The organism is Anaerosporomusa subterranea (assembly GCF_001611555.1).
GTDB classification, from domain to species: domain Bacteria; phylum Bacillota; class Negativicutes; order Sporomusales; family Acetonemataceae; genus Anaerosporomusa; species Anaerosporomusa subterranea.
Genome location: NZ_LSGP01000001.1, coordinates 87280 through 102667, shown reverse-complemented (window position 1 = coordinate 102667; position 15388 = coordinate 87280). Strand labels below are relative to the sequence as shown.

The 15388-nt window shown below is 48.0% G+C and carries 10 protein-coding genes and 2 riboswitches; of the genes, 1 reads left to right on the top strand and 9 read right to left on the bottom strand.

Features of this window, described 5'->3' with window-relative positions:
• Positions 1–92: 92 nt before the first annotated feature.
• The 5 genes from AXX12_RS00390 to AXX12_RS00370 form a co-directional block, all read right to left on the bottom strand.
• Positions 93–1466, bottom strand: coding sequence for an MFS transporter (locus AXX12_RS00390; RefSeq protein ID WP_066236653.1), 1374 nt, complete (start codon positions 1464–1466; stop codon positions 93–95).
• Positions 1467–1573: 107 nt separating this feature from the next.
• Positions 1574–2737 carry an ABC transporter substrate-binding protein gene (locus AXX12_RS00385; RefSeq protein ID WP_066236652.1) on the bottom strand — a complete coding sequence of 388 codons (1164 nt, stop codon included), beginning with the start codon at positions 2735–2737 and terminating at the stop codon, positions 1574–1576.
• A 175-nt stretch (positions 2738–2912) separates the two neighbouring features.
• Positions 2913–3028: riboswitch (glycine riboswitch) on the bottom strand.
• 204 nt (positions 3029–3232) lie between these two features.
• The gene (locus AXX12_RS00380) at positions 3233–4399 is read right to left on the bottom strand and encodes an ABC transporter substrate-binding protein (protein ID WP_066236650.1); all 1167 of its coding nucleotides are present in this window, start codon (positions 4397–4399) and stop codon (positions 3233–3235) included.
• Between the two features lie 186 nt (positions 4400–4585).
• A riboswitch (glycine riboswitch) is annotated at positions 4586–4702 on the bottom strand.
• 170 nt (positions 4703–4872) lie between these two features.
• Positions 4873–5643, bottom strand: a complete 771-nt coding sequence (gene ygiD, locus AXX12_RS00375; protein WP_231881743.1) for a 4,5-DOPA-extradiol-dioxygenase — start codon at positions 5641–5643, stop codon at positions 4873–4875.
• Positions 5644–5744: 101 nt separating this feature from the next.
• Positions 5745–6998, bottom strand: a complete 1254-nt coding sequence (locus tag AXX12_RS00370; protein ID WP_066236647.1) for an ATP-binding protein — start codon at positions 6996–6998, stop codon at positions 5745–5747.
• Between the two features lie 278 nt (positions 6999–7276).
• Between AXX12_RS00370 and AXX12_RS00365 the strand changes: the two genes are divergently transcribed.
• Positions 7277–8251 carry a diaminopimelate dehydrogenase gene (locus AXX12_RS00365; RefSeq protein ID WP_082816644.1) on the top strand — a complete coding sequence of 325 codons (975 nt, stop codon included), beginning with the start codon at positions 7277–7279 and terminating at the stop codon, positions 8249–8251.
• Between the two features lie 13 nt (positions 8252–8264).
• On the opposite strand, the gene AXX12_RS00360 is transcribed toward AXX12_RS00365, so the two are convergent.
• From AXX12_RS00360 to AXX12_RS00345, 4 genes are all read right to left on the bottom strand, one after another.
• Positions 8265–9515 carry a Zn-dependent hydrolase gene (locus AXX12_RS00360; RefSeq protein ID WP_066236643.1) on the bottom strand — a complete coding sequence of 417 codons (1251 nt, stop codon included), beginning with the start codon at positions 9513–9515 and terminating at the stop codon, positions 8265–8267.
• 47 nt (positions 9516–9562) lie between these two features.
• A complete protein-coding gene (dcuC, locus tag AXX12_RS00355; protein ID WP_066236641.1) occupies positions 9563–10834 on the bottom strand; it encodes a C4-dicarboxylate transporter DcuC in 1272 nt (423 codons plus the stop codon).
• A 348-nt stretch (positions 10835–11182) separates the two neighbouring features.
• Positions 11183–12763 carry a phosphoglycerate dehydrogenase gene (gene serA, locus AXX12_RS00350; protein ID WP_066236640.1) on the bottom strand — a complete coding sequence of 527 codons (1581 nt, stop codon included), beginning with the start codon at positions 12761–12763 and terminating at the stop codon, positions 11183–11185.
• Positions 12764–13275: 512 nt separating this feature from the next.
• Positions 13276–15324, bottom strand: coding sequence for a molybdopterin-containing oxidoreductase family protein (locus tag AXX12_RS00345; RefSeq protein WP_066236638.1), 2049 nt, complete (start codon positions 15322–15324; stop codon positions 13276–13278).
• Positions 15325–15388 lie beyond the last annotated feature (64 nt).

Genomic DNA, 15388 nt, shown 5'->3' with positions numbered 1-15388 from the left:
GCCAATTTTTCTCGTCGCTATCTAACTTTCCCTGTCAAAGAAAAACACCTTTATGTATCTTCGTTTACTCTGCGGGATCTTGTACTTCACTATCATCCATTCCGGCTGACCTTGGCGATAGATAGCGTGGTTTGCAGTTCATCGCCAACATTGCGGCAGTACGTTTCTTTGATATTCAAGACGAACACAAGCCCAACTGCCAGTACCGCAGCACACAGTAAAAACGCCTGATGATAGGCAATAGCTGGATAAATCTTTACACCGTGTTCGATTGCTCCCTGCCAATATTGATCAAGTATCCAACCAAACAAGGGTTGTAAAAATGCGGCGCCAACAAACGCGCCTGAATTAGCAACACCTGCGGCCATGCCGGTGATATGTGACGAATTAACCTCTTTGACGCAAGCGACTGTAAGGGTAATCCCTGATACCCCGAGACCAATGGCTAAACAAATCGGATATAACACCCACTCAGGCGGTTTGGCCTGATTCCAGAAAGTCAGCAGTAGCCAAATGGCCAAGAAGAAAGCCGTTGCCCCAACGTACGGCAACCGTCTGAATCCAAACCGATCTGAAAAAAATCCGAATAGCGGCCCGCCCAGCATATTGCCGGTTACCATCAGTAACAAATGATTGGACGCATCGAACCTCGACATGCCGTAAACCTGCATAAAGTAGGAAACTCCCCATAGGCCCACGACAGTCATATATACACCATATATCAACGAAGAGGCAAAAAACGGCGTCCAAGTATGGCGATTGCCCAGCACCTGCTTGAGGCTGCCGCCGATGCTGGGTTTGGCAACCGCCGGACTATGCATACAACCTTCCCGTCCCTCGATTGCCGCTATGCTTGGTAAACCAATGTCAGTCGGCCGGTTGCGAATGAGAAGCCAACACAATAGCGCCATCAAAAGTGAAAATACCGCTATCATATAAAAAGATGACCGCCAGCCAAGAGCTTCCACAACAACGGCCAGCGGCGTTGCAGCCGCCAACGATCCGGCATTACCGACCAGTACGATCAAGCCGGACATTGTACCGAATTCCCTGGCTCTAAACCATTCGGCGTGTATCTTCACAATATTGACATAGATTAAGCTAACTCCTAAACTGGCCAGAAATCGACCGAGATATAGACCGCTGAGCGTATCTGTCCAACCGAAAAGCAAAGCGCCGACAGCAGACACGAGCATAGCGATGCTGATCGTCAGCCGCGGTCCAAAATAGTCGGCAAGAATTCCAGCCGGGACTTGCGCCAAAGCGTAGGTATAAAAATAAATAGAAGCTAATATTCCCAGATCAGATGCCCGCTCAATGGCAAAATCCCGCATTAAATTGTCTGCGACAACCCCTGTTCCGACACGATGGAAATAGACAACCCAGCAACTAAGCGCAGCAGGAACCCACACCAGCCAGCGTCGGCGCAGCATCTGTTGTTCGCCGGAAATATTTGTAGCCATCATTGTACCCCATTGTCGTTCCCTATTCCCTGATGAGGTTCGTAGTTCAGCGGCTAAATACCTGCTTTTAAAAAAGAAACACCACCGCAAAAGGTGGTGTTTCAGTCGTGTTACGGCTTAACCGTTGCCTTATACATTTGCTTGCCGTCTTTTACTTCGATAATCACTGCGCTCTTGACTGCGTCATGAGTCGCGTTCAAAGTCGTTGCACCGGTTACTGCCGGAAAATCTTTGGTTGCGGCCAGTGCTGCGCGAATTTTGGCGGGTTCGGTACTATTAGCGCGTTTGATCGCGTCTAGCATCACATTAGCAGCGTCATAGGCCAACACGGCGATCGCATCTGGTGTTTGACCGTATTCTTTCTTGTAGGCTTCAACAAAGGTTTTCGACGCCGGGCTGGTATCCTCAACTGAATAATGGTTGGTGAAGTAGGTGTTATTCAGTGCAGCCGGGCTACCGATTTCCACCAGTTTCGGCGAATCCCAGCCGTCTCCGCCGACAATTGGGACTGTGATTCCCAGTTCACGGGCTTGTTTAACGATTTTACCAACTTCTTCATAATAGCCTGGTACATAGAGAACTTGCGGATTCAGCGCTTTCACTTTGGTCAGGATGGTTTTAAAGTCTTGGTCTTTTTGTAAATAGGATTCTTCGGCAACGATGCTGCCGCCGCCTTTAGTGAACGCTTCTTTGAAAAATGCGGACAGACCTTTACTATAATCGCTACTGCTATCAATCAGGATCGCTGCTTGCTTTTGTTTTAGCGTATTAAGTACAAAATTCGCGCCAACAGTTCCTTGGAACGGGTCAATGAAGCAAACGCGGAAGGTGTAGTCTTTGACTTTGCCGGTTTTTTCGTCAACTGTAACTTTAGGATTGGTGGCGCCAACCGATAGCAGCGGTATTTTGTTGGATTCAGCCACACTAGATGCCGCAATCGCGTTTGAGCTGGTGAAAAGTCCGGTTACAGCCACTACCTTATCTTGAGTGACCAACTTGGTCATGGCGTTGACAGATTCGGAGGGTTCGCTTTTATTATCAGCAATAACGGCAACAATCTGCTTGCCAAGTACGCCGCCTTTGGCGTTGGCTTCTTTGAACGCCAGCTTGGCGCCATTGGCTGATGATGCCCCATAGGTTGCGCTTCCGCCAGTCATTTCATTTAACACACCGATTTTGATTTCTTTGGAAACCGAATCGCCGCAACCGGACAAGAAAACCGTGAATAGTAGGATTGATATGACTGCTGCTGTTAGAAATGCTGATTTTTTCATTAGAAAACTCCTCTCTTTATTAGGAAATTTGCCGCAACCTCTGCGGGCCCTCAAGAGGCAGGCACAGGAGCCTGCCCTTCCGTGTGATTTGGCTTTAAAAACAGAAAAAGCCAAACCGCACGATTTGACTCTTGAGAGTGACAATTGTGAAGCGATGCGGAACATCCCGCATAGCAACGATTGCTCTGTCCTTTTGCCTGAGAGTTTCATCAGCAGCCTTCGCCGCCGACTTGCCCCTTCGGCGCCCTAGCAAGTACAGTCACTTTCTAGGGGCTCTCCAGAGTTCCATCCATCTACGGTTCAGTAGGGTTGAGGCCACTCTCCCGCAGACTTCTCATGGACACAAGTATTTAATTTTTAATAATCGATGTTACAATTATAGCACCAGGAAGAACTTTGTCAAGCATTAACGTAGCAAAAAAATCCCTGGCAATCATAATAATGATAAAAATAAACTCCTGCTAAGATTTAGTCACCATAGCAGGAGTTTATTTTTTACGGTTTAACTGTCGCCTTATACATTTGTTTGCCGTCCTTCATTTCGATGATTACCGCGCTCTTAACTGCGTCATGTGATGCGTTTAAGGTGGTCGATCCTGTGACTGCCGCGATATCCTTCGTCGCGGCTAATGCCTCACGGATTTTAGCAGCTTCCGTACTGTTGGCGCGTTTAATCGCGTCAATCAGTACATTAGCGGCATCATAACCAAGCACTGCCAGCGCATCTGGCGCTTGACCATATTCCTTTTTATAGGCTTCGACAAAGGTCTTGGAAGCAGCGCTGGTGTCATCCACTGAGTAATGGTTGGTGAAATAGGTATTGTTCAAGGCAGGTGCCGTGCCGATCTCTACCAGTTTCGGCGAATCCCAGCCGTCGCCACCGATAATCGGGGCTGTGATTCCCAGTTCACGAGCTTGTTTAACGATTTTACCAACTTCTTCATAATAGCCTGGTACATAGATGACTTGTGGATTAAGTGCCTTAACCTTGGTTAGGATGGTCTTGAAGTCCTGGTCTTTTTGCAGATAGGATTCTTCTGCCAAAATGCTGCCGCCACCCTTAGTGAATGCTTCTTTAAAGAATGCCGCCAGGCCTTTACTATAATCGCTGCTGCTATCAATCAAAACCGCAGCTTGTTTGAGTTTCAACGTACTCAGAACAAAGTTTGCGCCCACTGTTCCTTGAAACGGATCAATGAAACAGACGCGGAAGGTGTAGTCTTTAACTTTGCCGCTCTTTTCATCTACCGTAACCTTCGGGTTGGTCGCACCCACCGCTAAAAATGGCATTTTGCTGGCTTCAGCCACACTCGATGCGGCAATCGCATTCGAGCTAGCGAAGATCCCGGTTACGGCCACGACTTTGTCTTGAGTCACCAGTTTGGTCATGGCATTGACCGACTCAGACGGTTCACTTTTATTGTCAGCAATAACAGCCTGAATCTGTTTACCGAGGACGCCACCCTTGGCATTGGCTTCTTTAATCGCCATTTTTGCGCCATTAGCTGACGAAGTGCCAAAGGTCGCGTTGCCGCCTGTCATTTCATTTAAGAGACCAATCTTAATATCCTTGGAGGCTGAACCGCCGCCACAGCCGCTCAAAATAAGCGTGAATAGAAAAATAGATAATACCACCGCTGCCATTAGTCTAGATTGTTTCATCAGAAAAACCCCTTTCACAATTGCAACTTTTCGAAACTCTCTGCGTACCCTCTGTGGCCTCTGCGCACTCTGTGGTTCGCTCTCTCTGCATCGTGTGATTTGACTTTAAAAACAGAAAGAGTCAAATCACACGATTTGACTCTGAAGAATGACAAAAGCGATGCAATGCGAAAAATCCGCACAGCAACCGATTGCTCTGTCCTTTTGCCTGAGAGTTTCATCAGCAGCTTACGCCGTTGACTTGCCCCTTCGGCGCCCTAGCAAAGTACAGTTACTTTCTAGGGGCTCTCCAGAGTTCCATCCATCTACGGTTTGGTAGGCCGAGGCCACTTTCCCGCAGACTTCACATGGACACAAGTATTAAATTTTGACGACCAATGTGATAAGTATACCACCGATCAGACGATTGTCAAGCCCCTAACAATAGCTCTCTAGAGGGGGAGACGTCGTTAAAGACACACACATTTCCACTCTTATTTCGCCTCAGTAATCATGAAGCTGCGCATCGAAATGGAGCCATTCTGCATGTCTGTACAGATAAACTCAAGTGTGTCAGTCTTTTCTTTGAGTGCCAACGTGTACAGCATCGGCAGATAGTGCTCATTAGTAGGGATTGCCAGCTTGGTGTTGGGCAATCTGTCATATGCAATCAAGCTGTCGTGATCGCCAGCTTCTATCAGTTCAGTTAAGACACGATCAAACTCGACAGCCCATGGATACGTTTCACCATATAAGTGTTCAAAGTTTACCCTGGATAGATTATGCACCATGTTGCCGCTGCCGATAATCAATATTCCCTCATGACGTAGCGCTGCCAATTTCTTGCCAAGCTCATAATGCTCACGCGGTGACTTCATTACATCCAGACTCATTTGCATGACCGGAATATCGGCGTCAGGATACATAAATTTTAATACCGCCCAGCCTGCATGGTCAATGCCTCGGCCTGGATCTGCGTATATTTCTCCTGGCGCCACTTTCTGAACTGACTCAGCCTGCTCCGGCGCGCCCGGACAGGGATATTTCTCGCGATACAACTCTGGTGGAAAGCCGTAAAAGTCATAGATAGTCGGCGGCGTCTTAGCAGAGCTGACAAAGGTCTTTCTGGTTTGCCAATGAGCCGATACAACAAGAACCGCCTTGGGCCTAACCATAGTCTCGCCCAAGGCGGTTAGGCTACGTGTATACGTGTTGTCAGAGATGATGTTCATCGGCGAGCCGTGTCCGACAAATAGTACTGGCATTTTCACCAAAATTCACGTCCTTTTTCAAATTATCTTGAGACTATATTTACTATTGAAGTAAGAAAATCCTGCAAGCCCTCACCGGTTGCAGGATCTTCTAGTTACTCTCGGCCTTTTTCAACTGTTTTTCCAGAGAGATTGGCAATAAATTGCCGGGCAAGTCTACCGGAACGTCCGGAATGCGCCATTTCCCAGCGCAAGGCTTGCGAACGCAATTCCGCCAGGCTCAATGGGATATCATTTTTCTTGGCGATTTTCTCGACGATATTCAAGTATTCTTCCTGATTGGGCGAAGCAAACGTCAGCGTGATGCCAAACCGGTCTGACAAGGATATCTTTTCGTTGATAGTGTCCTGGTTGTGCAATTCATCGCCTGCACGGTCGTTCCAAACCTCGCGGACAAGATGTCTGCGGTTCGAAGTTGCATAAATGAGCACATTTTCAGGCTTGGCCTCCAGACCGCCATCCATCACCGATTTAAGATTCTTATAGCCTACCTCAAATTCTTCAAACGACAAATCGTCAAGAAAAACGATGAACTTCTTGCCCCACGGCCGCAAGGCATTCATGATGGCTGGCAAGCACTCCAGATCTCTTTTCGATGCTTCGACCAGCCGAAGCCCTTGATCGTAATAACGGTTTGCCAACGCTTTAACAGAGGTGGATTTGCCAGTTCCTCTAGCGCCGACAAGCAACACATTATTCGCCGGTCTGCCGGCAATAAAAGCTTCCGTATTCTCAATCAGCGTCTGTTTTTGGCGTTCATAGCCGACAATATCCTCTAATTGCACGGGGTCAGCATGCTTTACCCCTACCAACCCTTGATTCCAATCCCACTTAAAAGCAGTGCAGGTTGCCATCTCGCCATAACCGTAGCGGGCATAGAGCTGGCTCAAAAAGACTGCAATCTGTTCAGGCGAGTAGGTTGCAGTTTTATCATAAAAGTAATCCTGCAATGCCGTAAAACTGCTGGTCGTTTGCGGGTGAGTAGGCTGATAATTAGCAATAAAGCTGTCAGCCGTACCGAACTTCAAGCCGGTGTTGAGCAGCTTTTTTAGAATAACAACATCATGAGTAACTGCTTTCAACAAATCCTTGCCAACTCGATTACCGTCTTTTTCAGCAGTGCTGCTAAAGACATTCTTGCCACAGCCAATTTGATAGAGTATGTAGCTAAGCGGAAGATTGCCGCTCAAGCCTGTTTCCTCGGCAAATTGTATAAGTTCTCCAGCGAGTTCATAGTTTAGCAGGTACTCTTCTCCCGTCTCGAGGGCTGCGAGCTTTTTGACCAAGTCGTCCTGCAACAGATTCCGATACACGAGTAACTTTTCCAGTTCTGAAAAAACCGTAGCCATCCTAGTCCTCCTTAGCAGTTTCAAACAATTTCTACTACTTACAAAACCGCCCCCGCTGCACGACAAAGTGCGACAGGGGGGCTTGGTTACGCGTACAAATGGTTTTTTTCTCGGTACTATGTATACATTATTTCATGAAGCGACGGAGAAGTCAATAATTCTTGTTACGATTTATCTTGTCGGCCTATTGAATTGAGCAGGCATTTCCTCATATAATAGCATAGTACTTAGCTCACGACTAGTTGCTATCATTCACTTACAATAGGAGGCTCATCATGATGCAAAAAATTCGCATTGGCATTGTTGGCTATGGTAATCTCGGCAAAGGCGCCGAACTGGCAGTAAAGCATAATCCTGATATGGAGCTAGTAGCGGTGTTTTCCCGGCGTCATCTAACGGAAACAAACAGCGGCGTGCCTGCCGTATTCCTGGCCGATGTCGCAAATTATCGAGAAAAGGTTGACGTTATGCTGCTCTGTGGCGGTTCTGCCACCGATCTCGTCGAGCAAGGTCCTCAATTAGCAGCACTGTTTAACACTGTCGATAGTTTTGACACTCACGCCAAAATTCCCGGATACTTCGCGACCATGGACCAGGTGGCCAAAGAAGCGGGAACGGTTGCGACAATTTCTGTCGGCTGGGACCCAGGGCTTTTCTCGCTCAACCGCTTACTGGCAGGCGCTGTCCTGCCGCAAGGCACAGACTACACTTTCTGGGGTAAGGGCGTGAGTCAGGGTCATTCTGACGCGTTAAGACATGTTCCCGGTGTAAAAGAAGCGAAACAATATACCATTCCTAGAGAGGCAATCGTCTCTGCTGTACGCTCTGGTCAAAATCCGGCTAGCAGCTCGGCTGAATCTCATATTCGCGATTGTTATGTGGTGGCTCAGCCCGGCGCTGATCTTGCCGCCATCGAAACAAAAATCAAAACTATGCCGCATTATTTTGCTGGCTACGAAACACATGTTACCTTCCTGTCGGAAGAGGAGTTCCAAGCCAACCATACAGGTATTCCTCACGGCGGCGTTGTCTTACGCAGCGGTAAGACCAGCCCCGCGGTCGGCCATGTTATTGAATTCGGGCTGAAACTGGATAGCAACCCCGAGTTTACGTCCAGTGTACTAGTGGCTTACGCCAGAGCGACTTACCGCTTGGCACAGCATAAGTTCACTGGCGCTTGCACGGTATTTGACATTCCCTTCGCTTGGCTGTCGCCAAAGTCAGGCGAGGAACTGCGTCGAGAGTTGCTTTGACTTATTACTTAGCTTACTTTTGCCAGGAGAATTCTTGACTGGCGAGTTTACGAACTGCAGCTAAGACTATTTCCGTTCCTGCTACGATATCATCTATTGATGCCCATTCTCCAGGGTTATGGCTTATTCCTCCCCGGCACGGAATAAACAGCATCCCCGTTTCGGCAATGGCAGCAATATGCATAGCGTCGTGACCAGCGCCGCTCGGCATCCGCATGGTCGGGTACGGAAACTGTTTACAGATATCGTCCAGGAAATCAATCATTTCTCCTGAGATCTGCACAGGCGTGTCGTCGGTAAGCGTGACGATTTCAACCCCAACACCGCGGCGGTCTTTGATACTGTCCACAGCGGCAACAAGGTTGTCGATAACCCGATGCTTACTATCAGAAGATATGCCGCGAATATCTATTCCCAATTCGACTCGGCCAGGGATTACATTCATAACGCCCGGCTCAGCTTTAACTATACCTGTTGTTCCTACAACGCCATTTTGCAATTCTGCTGTAGCCAGTGCCTCTACTTGTAGAATAATCTCGGCAGCAGCTGTTAGCGCATCTTGACGCATGTTCATTGGCGTAGCACCGGAGTGATCCGCCATGCCAGTAACCATTAACCGCAAGCGAGTTGGTGCGGCAATACCTGTGACCACCCCAATTTGGTGGCCTGTTAGTTCTAGCGCTTTTCCTTGCTCAATATGCAGTTCTAGGAATGATTTTATCTCGCCGGTGTAACAGGCCTGGGCAATTTTTTCCGGAACAAGACCGCGCAGTCGCATTTCCTGCGCTAGTGATATGCCCTGTTTGTCTTTATAAGACTCTAAATTCTCAAGCGAAATCTTACCGCAAAAAACCTTGCTTCCTAGAGTAGCATATCCGAAGCGGCTAGATTCCTCTGCCATAAATACGACCACTTCGATAGGGTGGTAGTTTTCTTCACCACTTTCCTGCATGCATTGCACTGCCTCAATGGCCGCCAGTACACCCAGTACTCCGTCAAAATTACCGCCATTAGGCACACTGTCGGTGTGTGAGCCAAGCATTACAACAGGAGCATCGGGATTTTTTCCCTCACGCCGACCGATAATGTTGCCAAATGCATCAAACCGCACTGTGAGACCAGCATTTTGCATAAGTTCGATAACAATATCTCGTACTTGCCAATCAGAGTCACTAAAAGCAAGTCGAGTGAAACCGCCACCAGCATCTGTGCCAACAACTGCTAGTTGACTAAACCATTTCTCAATCCTTTTACTATTAACCATTTAAACCCCTCCAACATAGCATTAGCCGTTTACTGAGCGTATAGCCATTATAGCAGAATAAACATGGCAACAATTATTGCAATGATCATGCCTGGTGTATTACGCTTAGCAATTTCCATCGGATTGACACCCGCGATGCCAGCCAAAATTATAGTAGCGCCCGTAATCGGAGACATTGTTCGTCCGAGCGCTCCGCCTAACGAAGCCATGCTGCCCATGCTGATAACGTCCAAACCAAATTTCTGGGCATGAGGAGTTACCGCTTCATTAAACGCGAAAGCGGCTGCGTCACCTGAACCCGAGATAATGCCAAGTGCGAAAGGACCAAATGCAGCTGCCAATTTGACAATGCCTGTCGAATTGAGCATGAATGCAATGAACGCATTAACAAGACCAAGCGCATTCATACCACTAACAAAAACACCTGCGGCAATAACGATACCCATAATTTGGGCATAGGCGTTACCCATTCCGTCAAAGAATGATTTAGTAACTTCAACCGGATTCTTCCTTGTAACAACAAGAGCGATAATCGAACCGATCAGCATAGCCTGCGGTACACCCATCTTGAAGACAGGTACCTTGCCACTAGCGCCCAATAAGAGTATAACAATGGGAATGAGCGGCACAAAAGCATATAAAATGTTAGTCTTCATCACTTGTGTCCCTGATGCCGGTGTGCCGTCCGCATTGGTCGCAGCTAGTTCATAGCCTTTATGTTCTTTCAGAAAGACTGCCACTGCAGTAACGCCCAATGCGGCAATTACCACGGATGCAATGTCTGCCAGGTAATGTACGCCGATTACAGTCATGACATCTACCTGTGCCAGTTTCGCCACCACTCCGTTATGAGCAAGTCCCGGGCTCAACATACTTCCATAAGTGCCTGACTTTACTGCGGCAGCGGCAGTAGCGGGATGAATACCTGCTGACATTAATAACGGAATAAAAATAGCACCCACGGCAGCCGCTGCACCAGCCGCACTTGGCAGTGCAATATTGATGGCAAATGTTGCAAGTGTAGCTCCAGGTATTAGTAGAGGCCGTACTTTGGTCAGCCATTTTGCAAAGAAATTTATGAGATGCTTATCGCATCCTGTAACTTTCATCACTAAAGCAAAACCCATGACTGAGCAGATTGCTTGAATCAAACTACCTTCGGTCATGCTTTTCGCAAATGCATTGAAAGCTTCCATTGGTTTACCGGCCAATACAGCCATTAGCACCCCAGACACAAGTAATACCAAACGGGAATCATACCGTTTTAGCAAAAAATAAATCGTAGCAATTACAATTAACCCACCTATGACTATCATCATATCAATATACCTCCATTATTCTTGTTGCACGTATCTATCTGTCCAGCTTTACGTATCTCTGATCATCCCGACCGATGGATCATGCTTAAATCGTGCAATTGAAATGATACCCACCTCCAAATCAAAAAAAGAACGCCTCAGGTTAAAAACCTGAAGCGCCATTGCTATTGTTTACATATTTATTATATCGCAGCGGCATATTCTTTTCAAGGTGTAAAATTACATAATGTGTGTACCGATATTTATAACTCTTAATCCATCTGTCACAAAGAGGAATGACGGTCCGTTTGATAATTCCCAACCGCATATACCGGCAGCACAAATTTCACCCCGTCGATTCTTCTTCAGCTATAATTTTACAAACCGAACCCGCAGGATACCGTCAACGCCACCAACGAACTCTAGTGTCTCTTTCGAAACTTCCGAATCTACGGTTAGTACCATCATGGCGCGATTGTCGGTGAGTTTGCGGCCCAGCTGCATGGTCGCAATATTGACTTTCGCTACACCCAATAAGGTCCCCATCTGACCGACAACACCCGGTTTATCCATATTCTCAGCGATTAGCATATACGGCATCGGAATTACGTCAAATTCATAGCCATTGATTTCGACAATCCGCAGGTCGTCTTTGCCGAAGACAGTGCCGCTGATGGTAAATTCCTTGCCTTTCGAGATCACCTTAACTGTAATTAACGTCAGGTAGCTGTCTACCTCAGATTCTTTACTTTCGGTGACAACTACACCTCTGCTTTTGGCGACAACACTGGCATTTACGTAGTTAACCTTTTCTTTGAGAACCGGCTCGAACAAGCCCTTTAGTATAGCTAAAGAGATCACCGAAGTTTCCATTGCCGCCACTTCGCCGCGGTAGGTGATTTCGACTTTTTCAACCGCTTCTTTTTCGAGCTGATAGTACAGCTTACCCATCGTTTCGCCTAGTTTTAGATAGTTCTTGACTGCAGCCAGTTCTTGCGTGTGTAGTGTCGGCAGATTGACCGCGTTGGGAACCATCTCGCCGCGCAGCGCCGAAATAACCTCCTGGGCGATGGTTACTCCGACATTATCTTGGGCCTCTTTCGTATCAGCACCGGCATGCGGTGTCACGATCACATTATCATACTCGAGCAGCGGTGAAATCGGCTCAGGCTCACCTTCTGGAACATCGATCCCGACCCTGGCAACGATCTTTGTTTTAAGGGCTTCAATCAGCGCCACCTCGTTCACAATGCCAGCCCGGGCGCAGTTGATCACAGTCAGGCCTTTCTTAGCGACTGCCAGCTGCTCTTTGCCGATCATACCATAGGTTTCTTCTGTCTTCGGCGTATGCACGGTGAGGATATCACAGACTCGCATCAAGTCTTCCAGTTTTTCTTTTTTCTCCACGCCTACGTGCTGGAAGCGGCTATCACTGATATAAGGGTCATAAGCGACTATTTTCATACCGAACGACTTCAAGCGGGTAGCGACTAGCGAACCAATCCGTCCTAAACCAACGATGCCGACAGTCTTATCCAGCAGTTCCATGCCTTTAAGGCCAGAACGATCCCAGACTTTTCCTTTGAGACGGATATGATGCTGGGGAATATTGCGGCAGGTTGCAAGCAATAGGCCAATCGTCAATTCGCAAGCCGACACGCTGTTGGAGTCAGGGGTGTTGACGACAATAATGCCGCGTTTAGTCGCCCCATCCATATCAATGTTGTCAACGCCATTGCCGGCGCGTCCCACTACTTTTAGTTGAGTCGCCTTTTGATACAGTTCTTCATTGACTTTGGTATTGCTGCGTACAATCAGTGCGTCATACTCACCAATAATCTTCAGCAATTCTTGCCGTGTCAAACTGGTCTTTAAATCAACAGTGGCGCCTTCTTGAACGAGTTTTTCCAGACCTTTTTCGGCAATTGGTTCAGAAACTAATATTTTCATCACTGTTACCTCCGTTTTTTTGCTAGTACAGGCGGTTAGAAAATGCCCAGATGTTGTTACATATGCGACTACAAATATCGCTGTCGTACATAAGCGTAGTAGCATCACTAGGCGAGACGAGGATTACGCCGCGCCGCGTACGATACGGGTACGCAAGCAAGTAACCGCAGGATCAACAACGCAGATGGGCGTTTTGTAACCGCCTGTAGAAAAATAAAAGAGTTCTCATCCCAAGTAGGGACGAGAACTTTTCCCGCGTTGCCACCCATGTTGCCTTTCGGCCAACTTTAACCGCTATACTGGGCGGACCCCTTTCTGATTCCTCATCAGACACTCCCAGGTGGAACCTTGCTGCTTGATGTAACGGCTCACACCACCCGCCGTCTCTCTGAACACCTTACATTCAGCTTCCTGTTCATCGTGTTTAGTATCAACTTTGTTGTATTTTGATTATAATGTGTGTTTATTCACAAGTCAAGTGTCTTTTCCAGCGGACACGCATGAAGAATTTTCTAGGCCGGTCGAATGTCAACTTTTGTATCATAGAAGGTACTGCCTCCAGCACGGTCAGTCAATCGCTGTGCGGTGAGAGCGTTAACCGTGCGTCCATTAAATCCTTGATTTAGTTTCCAGACACCTTCGGCAACAACCACGCCACTTGGCGTCTTTGGTGTAACTTGAAGGGTAAAGACTACCTCTCCTCGTCCATTGAAGACAACAACTTTTTGCCCATCGACGAGCCCCTTGGCAGCGGCGTCAGCTGGATTCATCAACAGTGGCATATCGCCACGCCGTTTAATCAGCTCAGCTCGCTCGCTAAATGATGAGTTGAGTCCGTACAGACTAGGCGCTGTCATTAGCCAAAACGGCTCAGCGTCTCCATATGGTGCAAAGTAACGTGGCAGCGGCTCCGCTTCCCGGGGATTGAGAAGTTCAATTTTTCCGGATGGAGTCTTAAAAGTTAGTTTATGATTGTCAGGCACGGGCAGTTCGACCGGCTCACCGGCATTTAGCTTTTTCTTGTTAATCTGATTCAGCCAGGGAGTCCCGGTCTTGATAAGCAGATCAACGTGTTCGTCTGCTGTCAAGTGCAAAACCGGCTCGTCATAGCCCATCGCCTCGGCTAACAGTGCAAACACTTCTTTGTTCGACTTGGACTCGCCAATCGGCGGTATCGCCGCATATGCTCGTTGCACGACATACTGACCATAGGATCGGTATAAATCACCATGTTCCAATGACGAGGTACAAGGCAGTACGATGTCGGCATATTTTGCCGTATCAGTCATGAACCGTTCATGAACAACGGTGAATAAATCTTCCCTCTCTAACCCTTTTATAACCTGATTCTGATCCGGATTGACTGCCGCCGGGTTGTAATGGTAGACATAAATGCCTTTCAATGGCTTTTCAATCTGATTTAAGGCGTCACCCAGTTGATTCATATTAATAATACGAGTAGGCTTCTCTAGCAAGTCTTCGCGCGTTACTGCCGCCATCGGCACGGCACTGCCAGTGCTGATGCTGTTTAGCAGCCCGCCGCCCTGCTTGGCCCAAGCCCCAATCAGCGCCGGTAAAGCAATAATAGTCCGGGTGGCCATCGAGCCATTGCCATACCGGCTCAAGCCGCTGCCGAGACAGATAAACGGCGCTTTGGCTTTCGCATAGGCATGCGCCAGGGTGACGATAGCCGCTGTATCAAGACCTGTTAAGGCGCTCACCGCCTCTGGTGTGTAATCAGGCAGGATGTTTTGCTTCAGCTCTTCATAACCTCGCACATGCTCAGCAATAAAGGTTTCATCAGTCAAGCCGTCCCGCACCAGTATGTGCATCATTCCTAGCGCTAAGGCACCGTCACTGCCAGGCTTAACAAGAAAAACCTTGTCAGCAATTTGGGCTGTGGCATTTTCATAGGTATCGATCATCCATACTTGCGCACCGCGTTGTTTGGCTTCCCGCACACCGTGCAAAAAGTGAATGTTGGTAGCCATCGTATTGCTGCTCCAGAGAATAACCAAATCACTGTCCATCACTTCATCTGGATGCACAGACAAGGTTTTTCCCATAATCGCTTCCCAAGCATAGCCCTTTGCCGGCGAACAAATTGTCCGATCCAACCGGGCCGCTCCCATCTTATAAAAAAAGGCATGGCCGGCATTGCGTTGGACAAGACCCATCGTCCCCGCATATGAGCAAGGAAGAATAGCCTCAGCGCCATCTTCTCGAATGATGGTTTGCCATTTGTCAGCAATTATTCTGATCGCAGTCGCCCAGGAAATCGGCCGAAACTGGCCACTCCCCTTGGGGCCGACTCGCTGTAGCGGAGTTGTCAGGCGGTCTGGCGAGTGGACTGTCTGTTCATAGTTAGCCATTTTGGGACAGAGAACCCCCCGGGTAAATGGGTGTTCCTTATCACCTGCTACCTTGACAGCCTTACCATCTTCCACCTCAACAACAAGCCCGCACGCATCAGGGCAATCGTACGGGCAGACCGAACGTCGCTTTTCCACCAGTGATCCTCCCCTTCTGAACAGTCTCTCAGGCTGGAGATTTCTTGCCATGAATTCAATAACGCGAGAGAAGCAATTAGCATCCTTCTCTCGCTTTCGATTCGGTTGCAGTTCA